This window comes from Scandinavium sp. UTDF21-P1B (assembly GCF_040750395.1).
Lineage (GTDB): Bacteria > Pseudomonadota > Gammaproteobacteria > Enterobacterales > Enterobacteriaceae > Scandinavium.
On the sequence record NZ_JBFLVD010000020.1, the window covers coordinates 17,467 to 34,511 of the forward strand.

Here is a 17,045-nt window from a genome sequence, read left to right on the forward strand (position 1 = left end):
GTTTTCCTGTCTCATTTGGGTTGTTTTTACCTCATTCTGGTGTTACGTTTTCCTCATCTAAAGTTAGACAGTTTTCATCATTATGGCACTTTACGGCTAATTCGGGTGCATTGCCTGGCTCTGGGTGGCGTAGACCTGACCAGTCCGGCTGGGAAAATGACTATGTGGGTGATTTCCGCAGTGGCTGAATTTGAGCGGGATTTGCTGCTTGAACGTACACACTCAGGTATTGCACGTGCCAGAGCATCAGGAAAACGTTTTGGTCGCCCTTCAGCTCTGAATGAAGAACAGCAACAACGGGCAGTGATTAATCGTATACAAGTCAGATATAAACACAACTGATGGAGTAAAAATGAAAATTCCTGCAATTTTTTCGATCATGCTAATGGGGCTGTCCTCACTTCTTGTATCACAACAGGCTATGGCGCATGCTCATCTGAAGGCTGCAACCCCCGCCGATAAGGCCGTACTTACAGAGCCTCCTAAGCAACTGGTATTAAGCTTCACTGAATCGCTTGAGCCATCTTTTTCCAAAGCAGAATTAAAAAATGCGGACGGCCAGATTATTCCCTCAGGTAAACCAGCCTTGGATCCTAAAAACAAAGCTACGTTGATAGTGCCTGTGAGCAAGACACTTGATAAAGGACAATATGAAGTTGACTGGACAGCTCTTTCAGTTGATGGTCATAAAACACAAGGAAAGTATACCTTTTCTGTTAAGTAAAAGGCTGATATTCGCGATGTCCGCGCCAGTATATATAACACTGGCGCGGACATCGTTCCAGAATGAACATACGTAATAGTTGACGTGCAATAAACGTACGCTCTGTCATCTCTGGGGCCGAGAAAGTAAAAAACAAAAAATAGAATAAAGACCAATGTAAGCGGAGACCCTGCTTTCCAGACGATTGTGCACCAATATCAATCTAATTCGTTTGTTACCGCCAAACGAATCGGAAAACCGATACTAGAAAAATGCTAACTCAGTGGCCAGTTTTGTTGACCACTACAGTTCAGAAATGAAAAAAGTTATTGTTGGTCGACAACTAACCCGGAGCTGGGCAGCCGCAGCTGATAGTGCCGCATCTCACGAATAAATGCGCTTAACAGCTGGGATAGTTCGTTTTGCAGAACCTCCCCCGCCGCCAGCAGGTCAGGCAATTTTTCCATCATCAGGCAGCAACGTTCCGCCCGCTGCAGACGCAACAGATTCCACGAAGCTTTCAGCCGGTGCGCGATGCGCGCTACCTTTTCAACATCGGGCTGGCTGGGATCCAGCTGCTGCAAATCTTCTTCAACCGACTGTTTTAACTGCTGCAGCATCAGCGCAACCATCTCGCTTTGCTCTCCTGCCAGCGCCTGTATTTCCTGGAGATCCGGCGTGTCGCTGGCGGCTTGGGGAAAGCGTGACAGCGCCTGCTGCAGGCGACTTTCGCTAAGGGGTTTACGCAACAGCCCATCCATGCCTGCATCGCGCGCGCGCTCCTCTTCCCGGCGCAGCGCGCTGGCGGTACAACCCAGTAACAGCACCGGGCAATGCAATTCGCCACTCAGACCTCGCAGGATAATGTGTTCTACTAATTTATATCCATCCATCACTGGCATCTGGCTGTCGGTAATCAGAATGTCCGGCTGGTGCTGCCGCAGGTAATCCAGCGCCTCTGTCGGCGTTGCGCAGGCGGTCACCTGATGTCCCAGTCGGGTCAGCTGCATGCTCATCACAGTCAGGTTGGCCGGGAAATCGTCCACCAGCAGTACATGATAGTGTGCTTCACTGGCAACCTCCGCCGCCGCTGTGGCGGTTTTCTTCGGCGGCGGCAGAGCGGACGCCAGCGGCAAGGTAAGCCGCACCTGCGTCCCTCTGCCCGGTTCGCTGTCGATTTGCAACGTACCTGCCATTAAACTAATCAGCTGCTGGCAGATAGCCAGCCCAAGTCCGCTACTGTAGGGCGTAGTGGCATCCAGCTGGAACCACGGCTGAAAGATATTTTCCTGCCTGTCAGGGGGAATACCGATACCGGTATCGATCACTGTCACGCTCAGCTGCTGTTGCTGATAGCGCGCCTGCAACGTGACGCTGCCCCGCTCGGTATATTTGATGGCGTTGCCCAGCAAGTTGGCGATAATCTGATTGAAGCGCACATGATCAACACGACAGAACAGCTCTGGCGGCAGCTGGATATCACTGTGCCAGTCCAGCCCTTTGCTGCGGGCGCTGCTGGAAAATATCGCCTCGCTGGCCTGTAGTAGCTGGCTCAGGTTGTGACTGGCGAACTGCAGCTGCAGTTCGCCCGCTTCGATACGCGACAGATCCAAAATATCGCCAACCAGATCCCGCAGCGTGGTGGCGGCCTGCCATGCCAGCTCCAGTGAAGGGTGCGTTTCCCGCTCAATATCCAGCAGACCAAGTAGGACATTTAACGGGGTGCGCATATCGTGGCTCATGCGAGCTAGAAACTGTGATTTTTCTTCGCTGGCTTGCTCAGCCTGCGCCAGCGAACGGTTCAGCGCGCTCTCCAGCGCCGCTTTGTCACTGATATCTATCCATCCGCCGACCATGCCCTGCGGGATCCCTTCGCTGTCGGTATAGCGCGACAGCCATCGAAACAGCGTTACACTGTGCGCCATATAAGCGACGGTAACTTCATCCACTTGCGGTTCCGCGCTGTTCAGTGTAGCGATGCGCGTTGGCAGATCGAGCCAGTCGGCCAGCGGATTTCCCGCCTGTCCGGGCAGCAGCGTACCTGCAGCGATCCCGGCAGGCACAATCGAAGCTTCAGCGAACGCCTGATTAAAACGTACGACTCGACCGGCCGGATCGCAGATAAACAGCGGTACCGGTGCGCTGTTGAGCAGCGCCTGCCACAACCGTAACGCATCATTAAGCTGACGATGAGTCTGCTCGCTTTGCCGTTGGCGAATGAAATGTCTGGCGATAATAGCGATGGTCAGCATCACCGCCGCCAGGGTAATCATCGCCAGCAGTTCCACCCACAGCGATACCCGGCTGCTCTCCCCACTTTCGCTGCCAGCCAGCCAGCGACTTTTACTGCTCTGAATATCGGCCACACTCATCCCTTCCAAGATATCGCTCAGCCGCTCATACAAAGCCGATTTTCCTTGGGGGAAGACAAACCACAGTGGAACTTCCGGCAGATCAATGCCATTGAGGATCAACTTGTCGTTATCACGGCGTTTCAGTTCATAATTCAGGCTGAACGCATCGCCTATCATGCCATCCGCGCCGCCAGCCTCGATCAGCGCCAACCCTTGGGTAATATTGTCGACCTGCAGAATCCCTTCCGCAGGCAGGCTGGCGCGCAGCGTCGGCGTCAGCTGTGCATCACGAACCACAGCCAGCCGCTTATGCCGCAAGGAGGGGAGGTCCCCTTTCAGCGAACTGGCGCTCTGACTCACCATCCCCAGCACCTGATGGTCAAAGACAAAGCCCCGATAGCCTGCTGGTAGTGGCGAGGTTTCCCCCATAATCAGATCGATTCGTCCTTGTTTTAACAGCAGCTCAGCCTCAGCTTTACTGGCAACACGCTTCAGATGTAATGAAAAAATCGAGGAGGGGAAAAAAGTATCCAGTAAATCATGCCAGACGCCGCTGATGCCGTTCTGCTCATCGGCGATCACCAGCGGTGGATGTTCGCCTATCAGCGCAATACGCAACGCTAAGGGACCCGCCATAGTGCCGTCCATCCAGGTGCGCTGATCGGTCACGCTGCCGGTTGGCAGGTTCCAGCGCTGCTCCAGCGCGCGGACATCCCGTTTATCAAGGCGACTGATGCGCCGGTTAATATCATCCAACAGCGCCAGATTTGCCGGCTCTACCCAGGCGCGATAGTTCATCAGCGCAACATCAGGCAGCACCGAGCCCGTGGTGCCGGAAAGTGGAACGCGGTGCAAAAAGCGGTCGACCATAAAACAGGGAGCAACGACGCCGCTGGCTTCATCACGCATCAGGCGGCGGAGATTACCGTAAAGGTCATTATCGCCGGAGAGGAGTTTTTGCGACCGCTGGCTGAATTGCGCCCGCAGCGACAAGGGAATTTCAGGCAGGACCAGCAGGGGCTGCTTAACGCTTTGCTCCCCCATCAGGCACAGGCGAAACGTCATCAACGGCGCGCTCGCCTTCAACCCCGCCTCATCAAATGACTCAGCAGCGATTACGCTGCTGACCGCGCCCTGAGAAAGCGCCTGAAGCGCCTGTTCCCTGGAGTGATAAGTCACCAGCGCAGGGGCCGATGTCTCACCCTGCCAGAGCAAAGCGACCTCATCAGCCAGCACGCTGCGTCCTGACGGCGAAGCCGTAGAAAAAGGCTCAGTATGACTCAGAATGCCGATACGCTCTTCAGCATGCAGACCGCCACTGAACAGCAGCCACACCAGTAACCACCGCCGTGCGCCGCCCCTCTTCATGCCGCCTGCTGTCAACTGTTCAGCCCCAGCTGCTGGGCATACTGATACAGCTCAAACTCAGAGGTGACGCCCAGCTTACGCATCGCGCTGGTTTTTTGCGCACTAACCGTTTGTTTGGTGCGCTTCAATTGGGCGCTGATCTCATTCACCGTCAGTCCGCGTAACAACAATCTCAACACTTCGGTCTCTTTCGGCGATAAGACTACAGCGACAGTCTCGCTTTTGATGGCCGCCGCTTTGCGCGTCCCTGGCGAAAAAAGAGATTTCATGGTTTGCAGCAGATCGACCGAAAGGCTGTTTTTATTCAGCACCGCCTGCACGCCGAGGCGCGAAAGTGAATTCTGGATGCCCGGATTGGTAATCATGGTGACGACAATAATAACAATGTTGGGCCAGCGACGTTTCAGGTACTGAATCAGCGCCAGGCCATCGGCGTGAAGTTTACCCGGCATACTAAGATCAGTGATCACCACATCGACAGGCTGGCGGGTCAATTTTTCCACGAGATCATCGGCACTGACAGCTTCATGAATCACCTCATATCTGTCCGCCTGTGACTGCAACAGGGTGCGTAAACCCAAAAGATAAACCGGATGATCGTCTGCTATAAGTACCGTTTTACGCATTAACCTTCCCTTAATGGTTTCCGGCCCCGAAATTCGGTGAACCTGCATTCAAGTAAATATAACACCAGAATCAGACGTTGCAGATATCCACCATAACGACACCATGGCTGGCGCCCCGGACAGTAGGGTGTCCCGCTAAATCAACACACCATTTCATGTAATTAAGATTTTTAAGACAAGCGATCACACCCTCGGATCTAGCATAATACCGGCGCGCTGACAGAATAATCCCGCAAAAATCCATGATAAATACCAGACAGAAAACCCCAACAAGCTGAAAAAAGTAATTAATCCATTGACAGTTTTAACCATAATAGCAACATAAGATGATTCTTACTGATTAAGCAAGCCAGCCGAATACTGCACATTGCTATGAAAATATTGTTGTTATATTGTTAATACATGTGGCTAGGGCTGTTGTCAGCTAAGGTTATCGTCGTTCAGGTAAATTATTCGTAAGTTAAGTAACGGTAATTGGCCGGCGCCCGGCGATCGACTGATACCCTAGCGCTGGTCGCGTGTACCGCCATGGTGATTGCCGCCAGACCATTGACATGATGCCAGCCTGCCTCAGCCTGGCGCACTTTATCCTGTCAGCAAACAGGTTGGATAAGGATAAGACGCAATGAAAGAAAAGGTCAGTAGCTTTACCACCACCCGACTTACCATCACCATCGCATTCTCCATGTTGCTGTGGGGGATGTTATATTTCGCCACTGGCTACCTCTCATTACGGCTGGACGATCCGGTCAGCCGCGTGGCGTTTGTCTGGTTTCCCGCCGGGGTGGCGGTCAGCGCATTCTTACTGACGCGGCACAGTTACTGGCCGCTACTGTTCTCTCTGTTTTTTCTGGTACGCACCCTGCTTGATCTCTATATGCGGCACCATCTGCCGACCTCGCTGATCCTCTCGGCGGTATCACTGGGCGGAGATTTACTGATTGCCTGGTATGTTCACCGTTTCAGTCGGCCAGGCGACGACCTGAATATTATCCTCATCTGGATCTCCGCAACCTTGGTGTTCAGTCTGCTGGCCGCCATTCTCGGCGTGGGCTGGCTTGCCTTACATAGCGGTCTGCCATTTTTACCAACCGTATGGATTTGGTGGAGCGCCAATGTTACAGGAACCTTAGCGGTGACCATCATTCTGATGGGGTTTCTGCGTAAAAAACAGCAGCAGGAGAACGCTGGCAATCAACGCTGGCGCCATCTCACTGGCGCCGTACTGTGGATTTTACTGGTGCTGAGCGGCTGGTTTGCTTTCGATCGGGAAATTGGCGTCGGCAGCATGGCGGGCGCCTATGCACTGGCGCTGATCCCGCTGGTGCTGGCAATTGTGCAGATGGTGATCTGCGGTAATCGCAGCGGCTCCTTCGCCTTCCTTAGCCTGAGCATTATTGTGATTTATTACTCGTGGCAAGGCTATGGGCCATTTTTCATTCATGGACTGCGCGCTGGCGAACCTCTGCTGCTGGCGCAGTGCTATCTTACCGCCATTGCGCTGTTGCTGGCCTTTATTCGCGTGCTGACGCATTCCGTCAAGAACACGGATACGGTTGGCAACCAGCTGCATGACCAACAGGTGATTTATCACCTCAATACCAGCACCGGCCAGATGGTGTGGAATAGCGAGCTTCGCCCGCCTCTGGACATCTTGCTTGCTGGCATTGATAGCAGAGAGCAACTGTTATCGCGGGTACATCCTGAAGACAGCGCCAGCCTGCAGGCGCGCTGGGATGCGGCTCTGGCGGGACAACCGCAGCGCTCCCTTCTGACTTTGCGCCTGGCACTGCCGGATAAACAGTGGCTTTCCATTATCGATCGCGAAGCTATCGCGCTCAAGGATAGCCAGGGCAACGCCATTATCGGCTACTGGTTGCTCAATCGCTACCGCCAGTAAGCTTCCCAGCATGTCATCTCAACCAATATTAATGGGAATTTTCCATGTTACATATTGCTCTCTTACTGTTGGGTGCCGATTTTGTCAGGAAAAATGCTGGCTATCTAGGCATCCTGGGGTTGTTATGGGGTGCGCTGGGGGTCAGCATATTTATTGATGGTATGCAGGGTATACGCTATTTCCCACTGCATATCTTCGGCATCCTGCTGCTGATTGAAAGCCTGTTTACTCTGATACTTGCCAGTGGCGGTATTGGCGCGCAAAAAGCCGTATTCTTTTTCAAAGGTGGGATCTTCTGCTTTGTGGCATTACTGATACTTTCCGGGCGCCAGAACAGTGATATTCTGCTGGCGATCATATTTGGCTTCAGCTGGTTTATCACCGGTCTTTTTACCATCGTCAGCGCATGGGTGGTGCGCTTTGCCCACTGGCGCAGCACTATCTTTGGCGGTTGCGCGCAAATCGCTTTTGCGCTGTTTCTGTTTCTGCCCTGGCCGACCCATCACCTAGGGACCATCTCGCAATTTATCGGTATGGTGATGATGCTGGGCAGCCTGCATATACTGCGCCTTTCGGTACGTTTACGGGAATTGCGCGAAGGGTCATCGGTATTTACTCTGCTGGCGCCGGGCGGATTAATGACCGAGCTGAATCCTGCTAATATCGAATTATTCAAACCTCAGCGCGCCGCAGCCGCGCAAGCTCACGATAACCCGTCATTAACCAAAGGCGAATTAACGGTTCATGTCTGGACCCCGGAAGGATCGTCGGCCGGGCCAACGCTGAATCGTCCCATTCTTAATCGCTACATCGCAGCGGTTGATACCAACGATGTTATTTCAACTGGCCATGCCGCCCTTGAATTTAAGCCGCATCTCTATATCAGTCTCTACCCTGCTGTTGACATCGAGCGCTCGCCATCAGAGTTTTTGCGACTGTTGAAAGCGACTCAGGAAAATAACGTGCCCGGCGAGTACAAAAAAGACTATGCCAGCGAAGCGGCTGCCTGGTGTGAATCAGACCGAAAAATCACCTTTAGCCACGTTAACCAGAGTTCGTTGGAGCGTTTCTGGCAGGCTTACCGCAGCGAGGAGATCTATAATCTTACCTGGCGTAACTGCTCCAGTAGCGTGGCCTACGGACTGGAAGCAGCGCTCGATGGCGTATTATCCGGGCGGCCGCACCCTTGGCTGACGTTTTTACGCCTGCTTATCATTCCTGAGCTGTGGATAGCATCGCAGCTGCGTAAACGCGCTACCACCATGGCCTGGACTCCAGGTATAGTGCTGGACTATGCCCGAGCGCTCCATGCTATTGTCCACCCTTTGCCGTTGTCGCTGTTTTACCGCCGCAAGAACAAGGAACTGAGTGAATGAGCAGCGGTAACGCGCAACAAGCTAATCAACCCAACGACTGGCTGCTTGAATATTCCCGTCTTGCCGCAATTATCTGGTATGACCAAGATCGTTTTCATATTAAAAACGTGAGAAATTTTCGCTACCGGGATCCGGATAATTATCTTCCCGACTGGTACCACGCGGATTACCGCATCAGTGAGGTGGTTGCTACGGATCTAGTGCTCTCCTACTGGTCCGGTAAAGCTATTGCCCATGTGTTTTTAAGCTTTGGCTTCAGCGATGGCCGCTGGCTCGCCATCTCAATTGAAACCCGCCGCAGGCAGGGCCAGCATTACTCGGCGTTTGGCGGCTTCTTTCGCCGCTATCCGGTTATTTACATTCTCGCTGATGAACGGGATTTAATCGGGGTACGTACCGATATTCGCCGCGAAGATGTCTACCTTTATCCGTTAAATATCTCAGTAGAACATAGCCAGACGCTGCTCAGGGATTATCTTCGTCGGGTTAAGCAGGTGAATGAACATCCTGAGCACTACCATACCCTGTGTAATAACTGCACCACTAACATTCTGCTGCATGGCAAGGCCGTTTCATCAGCGGTGAAATATAACTGGAAAATATTATTGAGCGGCTATGCCGATCTTTACTGTTATCAACATGGCCTGATTTCAGACGTGGTGCCCTTCAATCAACTGAAACGCAGTTGCTATCTGGCGCGGCCAGAGAATGCAAGTATCGGGGACGATTTCTCCCACAGCATCAGAAAACATCGCCCCTGATAGTCATACACCGGGTTTATTTCTTTTCGCACATGGCGATCCAGTTATCATTAATCATCATCAGCCATTTCCGGTCGGTAAGCGGCTTGAAAGTCAGGGTCAACGGGGTGCCGGTAGCGCTGAACAACGTATACTCTTTTCCCAACTGATCGCCGGCGGCAATATCGACTGCGGCTACCCGGGCGTGGATCGTCCCTTGATGCTGTCTGACATCGCCAAGGTTCAGGATGCGGTTAATTACTTTACCGCCGTGCGAATTTTTACTGATGCCAAATACGCTCAATTTTTTCTGATATGGCCACCAGGTTAGCCCGCCGTTAAAGCTGTAAGGTTGCAGATTGTCATCAATAAAATTGCCCTCCCTAATCACACTGTAACATGGCACCTGAGGTGTCAGTTTTTTTTCCTGGTAGTCTTGGATAGCATAAAACAATCCCCCTCCACCCATGATAAAAGTAATCAATAAGATGAAAAATATTCGTACTGACATTGACTGTCCCTTTTAGAAATATCTTTATTACATTTAGCGATCCATACTTTCGGCCCATTACCTGCGATATAAACGTCCTTAATACCTCCCGATATATTTTGTCGTATCGCATGCAGATTACTCTGCATCATATCTTCAGAAGTTAAAAAATGAAATTTGATATTATCCATGGTAACTTCAAATGGAAAATTAGCTATGGCAGGCCCCTTACAAATAAGCACCAGCGGCCAAAAAAGCATACAGGAAAGAATTAACAGCGCCATCTTGCGCGGGATTTTAATTATTTTACTGTCGGCCTTCTCGCTTTTCATCTCGGGTATCACTTCAGTGACGTCTGATCCGGCAGCAATGAATATTTCTTCATCCGGTTTATTTATCACCACAGCGCCCGCTTGATCATTTATCTCCACTGACGCCGCTTCCAACGCAGTTTGCTTCAGGCTTACATCTTCTTTTGCCTCCAGCTCCTGTTCAGTCTGCGGGTTTAAATCAGCTTTAGCTACCGGGAGAATGTCATGATCATAGTTAATAAAAATAACGCCATAGCGCGGTATGGTTTTGATCATTGAGCAGGACAAACCGGCGAGCTTTAATTTACGTCGCAGATTTTTTATCAGCTGATGATAGCTGGACTCACCAACAATAGTGCCATTTTTAATCCAGATCTCATGGATGATATTCTCTTTACTGCCCTGACCCTCTAGTACAATTTCAAACAATTTTTTTTCACTGGGCGTCAGATAAATAGTGTGTCCGGAGTCATTACTTTTCAGGCATGAAAGAGTCGGATAAAACTCTACCTGAGAGGTCAAAGGAATGCTCCTAGTTGTGATAGTCATAACTTCACCCTTATTGAATTAATCACAAAATCTCCTTATCCCGAAAACCGAAATCAGGACTATTCCCAGGTTACAGATGCTCTGTGAAAAGGTGACAGCAAAGAAAAAACAAACCCAGCCCCATAAGGTAAAAATCATGGAAAACTCACCAATACCTCATAAAAAAATCACAATGTAGCAACGTATACCAATACCTATATCGCCGCAGGCGAATTATCAGCCCACGACATCAACGGCCAAGGAATTAAAAAATGCTAACAATTACCTGATAAGAGAACAAAGCGAAGGCTCTATGGTTAAACAAGGAGATGACAATCATGAATAAGAAAAATCCAATAACGCTAAGAGATTTCGCAACGCCGCTGAGAAAAAAATGACAGACCGCCCCAGCTGAATGATCAAATCTGTTAATGTAAATCACTATCACTTAAAACGCTGACGGGTAACAGCTGCGCCTGCAATCGGCGAGTAAAAACTCTATTCTGCCGGGTAAATCTGCTGTGTCAGGTTATTTCGCCAGCACCGATAACCCCCCCAGCATGGTTTTGTCAGGCAGCTCTGGCGCAATAACCAGTAAACAGGGCACCCGCTCCTCGCCTTTGAACACCATCAACTGCTGAAGAAATAACTCTTTCTGATCGCCCTGATACCACTGCTCAAATTGCTCGTTAAACGGCGGTTCGCTGCTGGCTTCCAGTAGAGCCAGGGTAGCGATGGAATAGCCATTAGCAAAGAAATGGCGACTGGGTGCCGACCATGCCAGTCGTTTTTGCGGCAGGATAATACGGAAAGTAATATGACTGGCGGCGTCAGAAAGCGCCGTCTCCAGTCGCTGCTGGCTGTGCTGTATCTCCTGCTGCAAACGGTCGCTTTCCGCAAAGCGGAACAGGGTGAATGCCAGTAATGAAGCAAAAGCGACATACCACTGCACGTCCCAGATGCCCCAGATAGCCGTATCCTGAAGCCGGGCAAATGGCCCCAGTCCCATCAACGTAGCCCGGATAGCAACCACATAGTGCGCCACCAGTAGTAATCCCAGCGCTCTTCCGCTCAGCAACAGCGAGGAGAGTAGCAGGCTGCTTAACAGCAGGTAGACAGGGTTAAAGCCGGACAGCATGGCTTTCGGGCCGTTAACCACCTGACCAAACAGCAGCAGCATCAGGGTGATATTCACCAACAGCAGCGTCACATCCCGGCGCCAGCGCTGGCGCCAGGGCGTCAGGGCGCACTTTTTCAAACTCCAAGTCAGCGGCCAGAACGCCAGACAGCCGGTAAGCAATGCTAATGACCAGGAGACTAGGTGGAACGACGCAACATCATAACGGTTCAGCCGCAGGCAGAGCGTCAACAAAGCGCCCATGGAAAAGGTAATAGCGCTCAATGTCGCCACTTCACTAAGCGAAAATAGCAGCGGCCTGCTGGTTTCACGCTCCGTCCAGATGCGGTCGAGCAGAATAAGCGCCAGCGCACAAAGCGGCACGCTCAGGCCGTCAAAAAATGCAAACAGGGCCGCCAGCGGCAGCGGGCGGCCGATATAGAATCCACATAGAGTATGCATCAGCATGGCGCTGATCACCCAGAGCGGCCATTGCTTGATCGAGGTGAGAAGCAGCGTGGCAAACAGAATGCAGGCGGGCAGCCAGGTGGTAGTAGAAAAACTCCAAGGATCGCGGTACTGCAAACTTAACAACGCCAGCCCGCTCCAGCACAGGCAAAAAACTAACCATCGCAGAGTAAATCTCACCATCCTGATAGCACCTCATTCTCTCCTGACGGGTAGCATCGCCTGATCTCAGCGCCCTTTGCAGACTGAGGGCAGCGGTGCAGCAGGATCTTTTTCAACTTCAAATACCCACTCTTGATAGCGGGTAGCCTGACGAAACTTTTCGCCATCCAGAACAAATCCCTCCTTGCGTAATGGTCTTCCCTGCCCTTGACTGTAAACGCCAATCCAGCGTCCCTTATCATCAAACGTCATGCCCCATTGCCGCTGGCCGGTCAGCGGATCGCTGAACCACTGGCGCAAGTGGTAGTGGATCTTACCTCCGCGCATATCTTTCAGCAGATCGTCAAAGCCGGTCGGATAGCAGCCATTAGCATAGCTGGCGGTGCGGTACTGCCTGATCGCCTGGCGGATCTGCTCGCCACGAAACAGCAGCTCGGCTTCCTGCTGCTGGCGATGGCGCAGCTCGATCAGATCCTGGCTTTTCAGCATCGACAGCGCCAGAATGGTAAGCGCCAGCAGCAGCAGCAGGCAGGTAAACCCCTGCTGTCCGACGCAAGACCGCTTACTGTCACCACTCATCCTGGTCTTCCTGTTCGCTGGCCAACGAAGGCGAAGTGACATCCATTATCTGTCCATGCTCATCAGTTGCCACCAGCCATCTGTCACGACTGTTAGTCACCGGATCCAGAGGAAGCTCGCGCAGGTATCCCTCTTCGACCAAGTCTTGCAGCTGCTCCGGACCCTGTAGCCGATCGCGGCGAAAGCCATCTATCGCGGAGCGGAGCGCATGTAGATTGTGTTCAAGTACCACCACTTTTGCTCGCTCGGTTTGCTGAAAAAAACGTGGAGCAACCAGCGTCATTAACGTGGCGATAATGGCCATCACCACCAGTAACTCTATCAGCGTAAAACCTTTTTCACCATTGCGCATAAGCCACCCCATTCAGACCGGTCTCACGGCTGTCGGACCTAACGTCAAAAACATCTTTGCCGCCGCTGAATTCGCCCGGTGGCTGAGTTGATGCGCGAACCTTCCATGTCTCGCTGTCAGCCTTGCCCTCGCACTGGCAAAAAGGATCGCGCGGGATGCGACGCAGAAAGTAGATCTTCTTTTTATCCGGGCTGGCTTTATCCGCCACCCCTTCCACCAGGCTATCCAACGACGGCGGGTAAGGCGAAGCATCAGCCTCCTTTTCTATTCGCCCTTCCTCGCTCGCCTGCTTGTAACGATCTATCGCGCTACGAATGTCGCGCAAAGATTCACGTAACACCTGTTCATTACGCTGCTGCTGATAGCGCTGTACCAGTGGTAAGGCCGCAGCAGCCAGCGTCGCCAGCAGCGTCAAGGTGACCATCATTTCAATCAAGGTAAATCCTTGTTGACCGCGCATCATTACTCTCCGTCGTCGGTCAGATCCTGGCTGACGACCGGCGCCGGCAGGGCGCGTACGCTGACCGGGAAGCGGGCTGGCGGTGCCAGCGGCGGCGCTTCGAACTGGCTGGCTGCTGTGGCCTTTTCCACGCCACGCAGTTGGAATCCGCTGTCGCCCTGCGCCTCTTCGGTACCCATATTAATAGTGCTTATATGGTTACCCGGCAGATCGATATTACGTTCAATCATTGGCGTAATTAACAGGATCACTTCCGTCCGCTCGCTGCTGTTCTCTTTACTGCCAAACAGGCGGCCTACGCCAGGCAGTTCGCTCAGATAAGGCACGCCACTACCGCTGTTCTTGTCCTCCTGCTTGATAAGGCCAGCCAGCATTTGCGTCTCACCGCTCTGGCTGCTTAATACCGTGCTCGCCTCACGATTGTTGGTGCGGTAATACGCCACGCCATCTTTCGATCTTTCTGCACTGCCCACGGTACTCAGGTTAAATTTCACATCCATCGAGATATTGCTATCGACGCTGATCTCCGGTGTCACTTCCAGTTTGAGGCCGACCTCCTGGTACTCCACTTTTTCCTGGGAAAAACCTTCCGAAATCGTGCTGGTTAACACCGGAATACGCTCACCAATATCAATTAACGCCTTTTTATTGTTTTTCACTCTGATGCGTGGATTGGCCAGCACTTTGGCATTATCCCGCACTTTTTGCATATCGGCGGTAATTCCCTGACCGGCGCCGAGATTAACGAACATATTGCCACTGCTGAAAGCTTTTAACGGAATATTACCGTTGGTTCCTTCCAAGCCATTAAAGCCAATACCAATCTGTCCTGGATAGTTGATGCCCAGTTTTTCGATATCCTTTGCATTCACCTCTAGAACTTCCACCGCCAACGTCACTTCGGCTTCAGGACGGTCAAGCGTCATCAGTAATCTTTCCGCTTTTTCCACGCTCTCTTTGGGGCCGCGAATGGTGACGGAGTTGGTGCGTTCATCAACATGGACATCTTTCAGCTTCACCATATTGCGCAGCGCCACGTTAACCTCTTTCGCCTTGGCATAACCGAGGAACACCGTTTTCACCATCACATCGCGATACATTTTCTCTTTCTGTGGCGACGACGGGTAAATCAGTAGCGTATTGTCATTAAGAACCTTTTTGCGCAGCTGATTAGAAAGCAACAACAGATTTAACGCATCTTCCGCCGTGGTTTCTCTGGCCACTATGCTGGCCGTGGCGGCGGAGGAAACATCTTTGTCATAGATTATATTCACGCCAGTCAGCTGGCTGATGGTATCGAAAATAGCCATGAGATTATGCTGACGGAAATTCAGTGACACTGGCTTGCGCAGCTCGCGGTTCAGCCTGGTTTCTGGCTGATTCTGCATGGCGATTTCACGCAGCAGGTGATCGCGTAACGCAGCGGCCTGCGGCCAGTTTGGATTTTCCGCTAATACTTTCTGTACTTTTTTCAGTGCCAGCTCAGGTTCCTTTGCCGACAGCTCGGTCGCCTGCTGATACAAGCGATCCAGCGCCCGCCAGCTGTCTACACGACGTAGCCCCTGTTTGGCGCGCTGGTTACCTGGCTGGTACACCAGTGCGTTCTGCCACAGCTCTGATGAGCGGGCAAAATCATTACGGGCAGCGGCTTGCTCCGCCTCCTGCATATAGTTCCCCACCAGTTGCTCAGTCAGATTCTGCTGCCTGATACGTAATGCGGCATCGTTGGGCGCGGCAATACGCGCTTTATCGGTTGCTACCAATTCCGCGATCAGCGAGGCGTTGCTCTCTGGCTGCATGGCGGTGGGTGGAACTTGGTGCTGTTGGGCGCAGCCGGCCAGCATCGAACTCATAAGTGTAAGTACAACAATAATTTTTTTCATTTTATCGTGCCGGTTTAGATTTCAGATCGCCAAGCTCAATACGCTTGAGTAAATTTTGTGGCAGCCATTCCACCATCAAGTGGTCATCCGCTATCGAATCCAGCCGCCACTCCAGCGCGAGAGCCTCGCCGGGGCGAACTACGCCGGCAGCCTGGCATTGCTGACACAGCAATCGACTGTGTGCCCCATCGCTGATAATCACTATTCGCTGTCCATCTTTCCACCAGGCCCCTACCACCTGAAAGGCGAAGGGCGGATCGATTTTTTCTGCTACTGCCGGACTCTGCGGCTCAGGAGCCGCAACCGGCTGCAGTACTTCCGGGACAGGGAAAAGATCAACAATCTCCTGTCGTTCGTCTGCCTGCCGCGTCACTGCGGCGGCAGTGGCTGGATTACGGACGGACTTCACCGGCCGCACCACTGAAGATGGCTCTTCCGACTGGCCCCAAAACTGGCTCGCCATCACCACTAATCCGGTAGCGGCTAAGGCGATAACCAAGTAACGTGGAATTTTCATGCCTTCCCCCTGCGTAACGACAGTTGCAAGGTAATGCTTAGTTGTGACACATTCGCCTGGCTACGCTTTGCGTCCAGCCGTTCCACCGATACCGGCAACACCCGGCTAATCTCCTGCAGCGCCTGTGCCAGCGATGTCCAACTGCCATACAGCGGAACTGACAGCTTCAGGCTCTTCTCCTCCCCATCACTGGCAGCAGGGAAGTGATAACTGCTGCCTTCAACCCGCAGGTGATAATGCGCGAACAGGGTGAATAACATTTTGACCTGCTGATATTCGGTTACGCTAAGCGCGGTCTGCAGCGCGGGCTCATCGCTCTCCGCGATCACCGGCAGCGGTTCTTTCAGCTGCTGTTGCATCTCATGTAGCGCCCTTTGTTGTTGGGCATTTTGCGGTGCCAGCCACGCCAGCCAGTAGCCAGCCAGCAGTAGCGGCAACAGCAGTGCCGCCAGCGGCCATCTGCCGGTTTTCTCTACCAGACGGGCGCTTTGCCATCGCAGCCGCGCGGGTGAGGGCCAGCTCAATTTTTTATTCATGCGGCGTCTCCTTATTGGCTTCCAGCGTCAGATTCAGGGTGGCCCGTAACGGCCACTGACCGCTCTTATCCTGTGACGGACGATGATTATGTAGCTCCACCCGCGCCGGAATGCGCTGTAAGCGCGCGCTGAAATCCAGTAGCGCCGACAGGGATTGCGCTGCCACTTCCAGCCTGACGCTCTGCTGGGGGAAACTGGCATCAACCTGCAGCAGCGCCACCTCGGCAGAGAGCGCTTTTCCTACTGGATTGAGTAAGGTCAGCGCCACCGGTGAAGCAGCCTGTACTTTCTGCTGACGACGCATTTTTTCCGCAATTTTGCGCGCGGCTTGCTGATGGGCGCTTAACTGCACCTGCACCTGCTCAGTCATCGCCGTCAGTTGCTGCTGCGTCTGCCAGCCATTGAAGGTACCCACCATCACAGGCAGCGTCAGCACCGCAACCATCAACGAAGTGCGCAATGACCAGGGCGGCAATCGAGTGAATCGCAGCGTCACAAGGCATATCTCCGAAAAAGGTTAGGGTTAGAGCGAATGGCTGAGGTCAGAAGCATCACGTATCAGCCGTGCAAATCAT

16 protein-coding genes and 1 pseudogene are annotated in these 17,045 nt (G+C 52.5%); 5 read left to right on the forward strand and 12 right to left on the reverse strand.

Annotation, left to right across the window (positions count from 1 at the left end; translation table 11 throughout):
* Window positions 1-99 precede the first annotated feature (99 nt).
* Both AB1287_RS17150 and copC read left to right on the forward strand, forming a co-directional pair.
* Window positions 100-318, forward strand: a pseudogene (locus AB1287_RS17150) (recombinase family protein); the annotation flags it as partial.
* 34 nt (window positions 319-352) lie between these two features.
* Window positions 353-724 (forward strand): copper homeostasis periplasmic binding protein CopC, encoded by a 372-nt coding sequence (copC, locus tag AB1287_RS17155; RefSeq protein ID WP_435618533.1) that lies wholly within the window; start codon window positions 353-355, stop codon window positions 722-724.
* Window positions 725-1,029: 305 nt separating this feature from the next.
* On the opposite strand, the gene AB1287_RS17160 is transcribed toward copC, so the two are convergent.
* Together AB1287_RS17160 and AB1287_RS17165 are read right to left on the reverse strand one after the other, a co-directional pair.
* On the reverse strand, window positions 1,030-4,425 hold the full coding sequence (locus AB1287_RS17160; RefSeq protein WP_435618534.1) for an ATP-binding protein: 3,396 nt from the start codon (window positions 4,423-4,425) through the stop codon (window positions 1,030-1,032).
* A gap of 11 nt (window positions 4,426-4,436) precedes the next feature.
* A complete protein-coding gene (locus tag AB1287_RS17165; RefSeq protein ID WP_435618535.1) occupies window positions 4,437-5,051 on the reverse strand; it encodes a response regulator in 615 nt (204 codons plus the stop codon).
* A gap of 625 nt (window positions 5,052-5,676) precedes the next feature.
* Between AB1287_RS17165 and AB1287_RS17170 the strand changes: the two genes are divergently transcribed.
* The 3 genes from AB1287_RS17170 to AB1287_RS17180 are packed head-to-tail and all read left to right on the forward strand — an operon-like array spanning window position 5,677 to window position 9,088.
* The gene (locus AB1287_RS17170) at window positions 5,677-6,951 is read left to right on the forward strand and encodes an MASE1 domain-containing protein (RefSeq protein ID WP_435618536.1); all 1,275 of its coding nucleotides are present in this window, start codon (window positions 5,677-5,679) and stop codon (window positions 6,949-6,951) included.
* Between the two features lie 44 nt (window positions 6,952-6,995).
* Window positions 6,996-8,327 (forward strand): HdeD family acid-resistance protein, encoded by a 1,332-nt coding sequence (locus AB1287_RS17175; protein ID WP_435618537.1) that lies wholly within the window; start codon window positions 6,996-6,998, stop codon window positions 8,325-8,327.
* A complete protein-coding gene (locus AB1287_RS17180) occupies window positions 8,324-9,088 on the forward strand; it encodes a DUF4105 domain-containing protein (protein WP_435618538.1) in 765 nt (254 codons plus the stop codon). The genes AB1287_RS17175 and AB1287_RS17180 overlap by 4 nt, the downstream gene beginning before the upstream one ends.
* Before the next feature lie 16 nt (window positions 9,089-9,104).
* On the opposite strand, the gene AB1287_RS17185 is transcribed toward AB1287_RS17180, so the two are convergent.
* The 10 genes from AB1287_RS17185 to AB1287_RS17230 all read right to left on the reverse strand — a co-directional run bounded on the left by AB1287_RS17185 (window position 9,105) and on the right by AB1287_RS17230 (window position 16,966).
* Window positions 9,105-9,578, reverse strand: coding sequence for a hypothetical protein (locus tag AB1287_RS17185; protein WP_435618539.1), 474 nt, complete (start codon window positions 9,576-9,578; stop codon window positions 9,105-9,107).
* Window positions 9,548-10,417, reverse strand: a complete 870-nt coding sequence (locus tag AB1287_RS17190) for a transcriptional regulator (protein ID WP_435618540.1) — start codon at window positions 10,415-10,417, stop codon at window positions 9,548-9,550. The genes AB1287_RS17185 and AB1287_RS17190 overlap by 31 nt, the downstream gene beginning before the upstream one ends.
* Before the next feature lie 508 nt (window positions 10,418-10,925).
* A complete protein-coding gene (locus tag AB1287_RS17195) occupies window positions 10,926-12,164 on the reverse strand; it encodes an MASE1 domain-containing protein (RefSeq protein ID WP_435618541.1) in 1,239 nt (412 codons plus the stop codon).
* A gap of 45 nt (window positions 12,165-12,209) precedes the next feature.
* Window positions 12,210-12,722, reverse strand: a complete 513-nt coding sequence (locus tag AB1287_RS17200) for a hypothetical protein (protein WP_435618542.1) — start codon at window positions 12,720-12,722, stop codon at window positions 12,210-12,212.
* Window positions 12,712-13,074: a type II secretion system protein gene (locus tag AB1287_RS17205; RefSeq protein WP_435618543.1), complete on the reverse strand. Its 363-nt coding sequence runs from the start codon at window positions 13,072-13,074 to the stop codon at window positions 12,712-12,714. The genes AB1287_RS17200 and AB1287_RS17205 overlap by 11 nt, the downstream gene beginning before the upstream one ends.
* Window positions 13,061-13,537 carry a type II secretion system protein gene (locus AB1287_RS17210; protein WP_435618544.1) on the reverse strand — a complete coding sequence of 159 codons (477 nt, stop codon included), beginning with the start codon at window positions 13,535-13,537 and terminating at the stop codon, window positions 13,061-13,063. The genes AB1287_RS17205 and AB1287_RS17210 overlap by 14 nt, the downstream gene beginning before the upstream one ends.
* Entirely contained in the window at window positions 13,537-15,417 is a 1,881-nt protein-coding gene (locus tag AB1287_RS17215; RefSeq protein ID WP_435618545.1) for a secretin N-terminal domain-containing protein, read from the reverse strand. The genes AB1287_RS17210 and AB1287_RS17215 overlap by 1 nt, the downstream gene beginning before the upstream one ends.
* Before the next feature lies 1 nt (window position 15,418).
* Complete coding sequence (locus AB1287_RS17220) at window positions 15,419-15,934, reverse strand: hypothetical protein (protein ID WP_435618546.1); 516 nt, start codon at window positions 15,932-15,934, stop codon at window positions 15,419-15,421.
* Entirely contained in the window at window positions 15,931-16,470 is a 540-nt protein-coding gene (locus tag AB1287_RS17225) for a hypothetical protein (RefSeq protein WP_435618547.1), read from the reverse strand. The genes AB1287_RS17220 and AB1287_RS17225 overlap by 4 nt, the downstream gene beginning before the upstream one ends.
* Complete coding sequence (locus tag AB1287_RS17230) at window positions 16,463-16,966, reverse strand: hypothetical protein (RefSeq protein WP_435618548.1); 504 nt, start codon at window positions 16,964-16,966, stop codon at window positions 16,463-16,465. Before AB1287_RS17230 ends, AB1287_RS17225 begins: the two co-directional genes overlap by 8 nt.
* Between the last annotated feature and the right edge of the window lie 79 nt (window positions 16,967-17,045).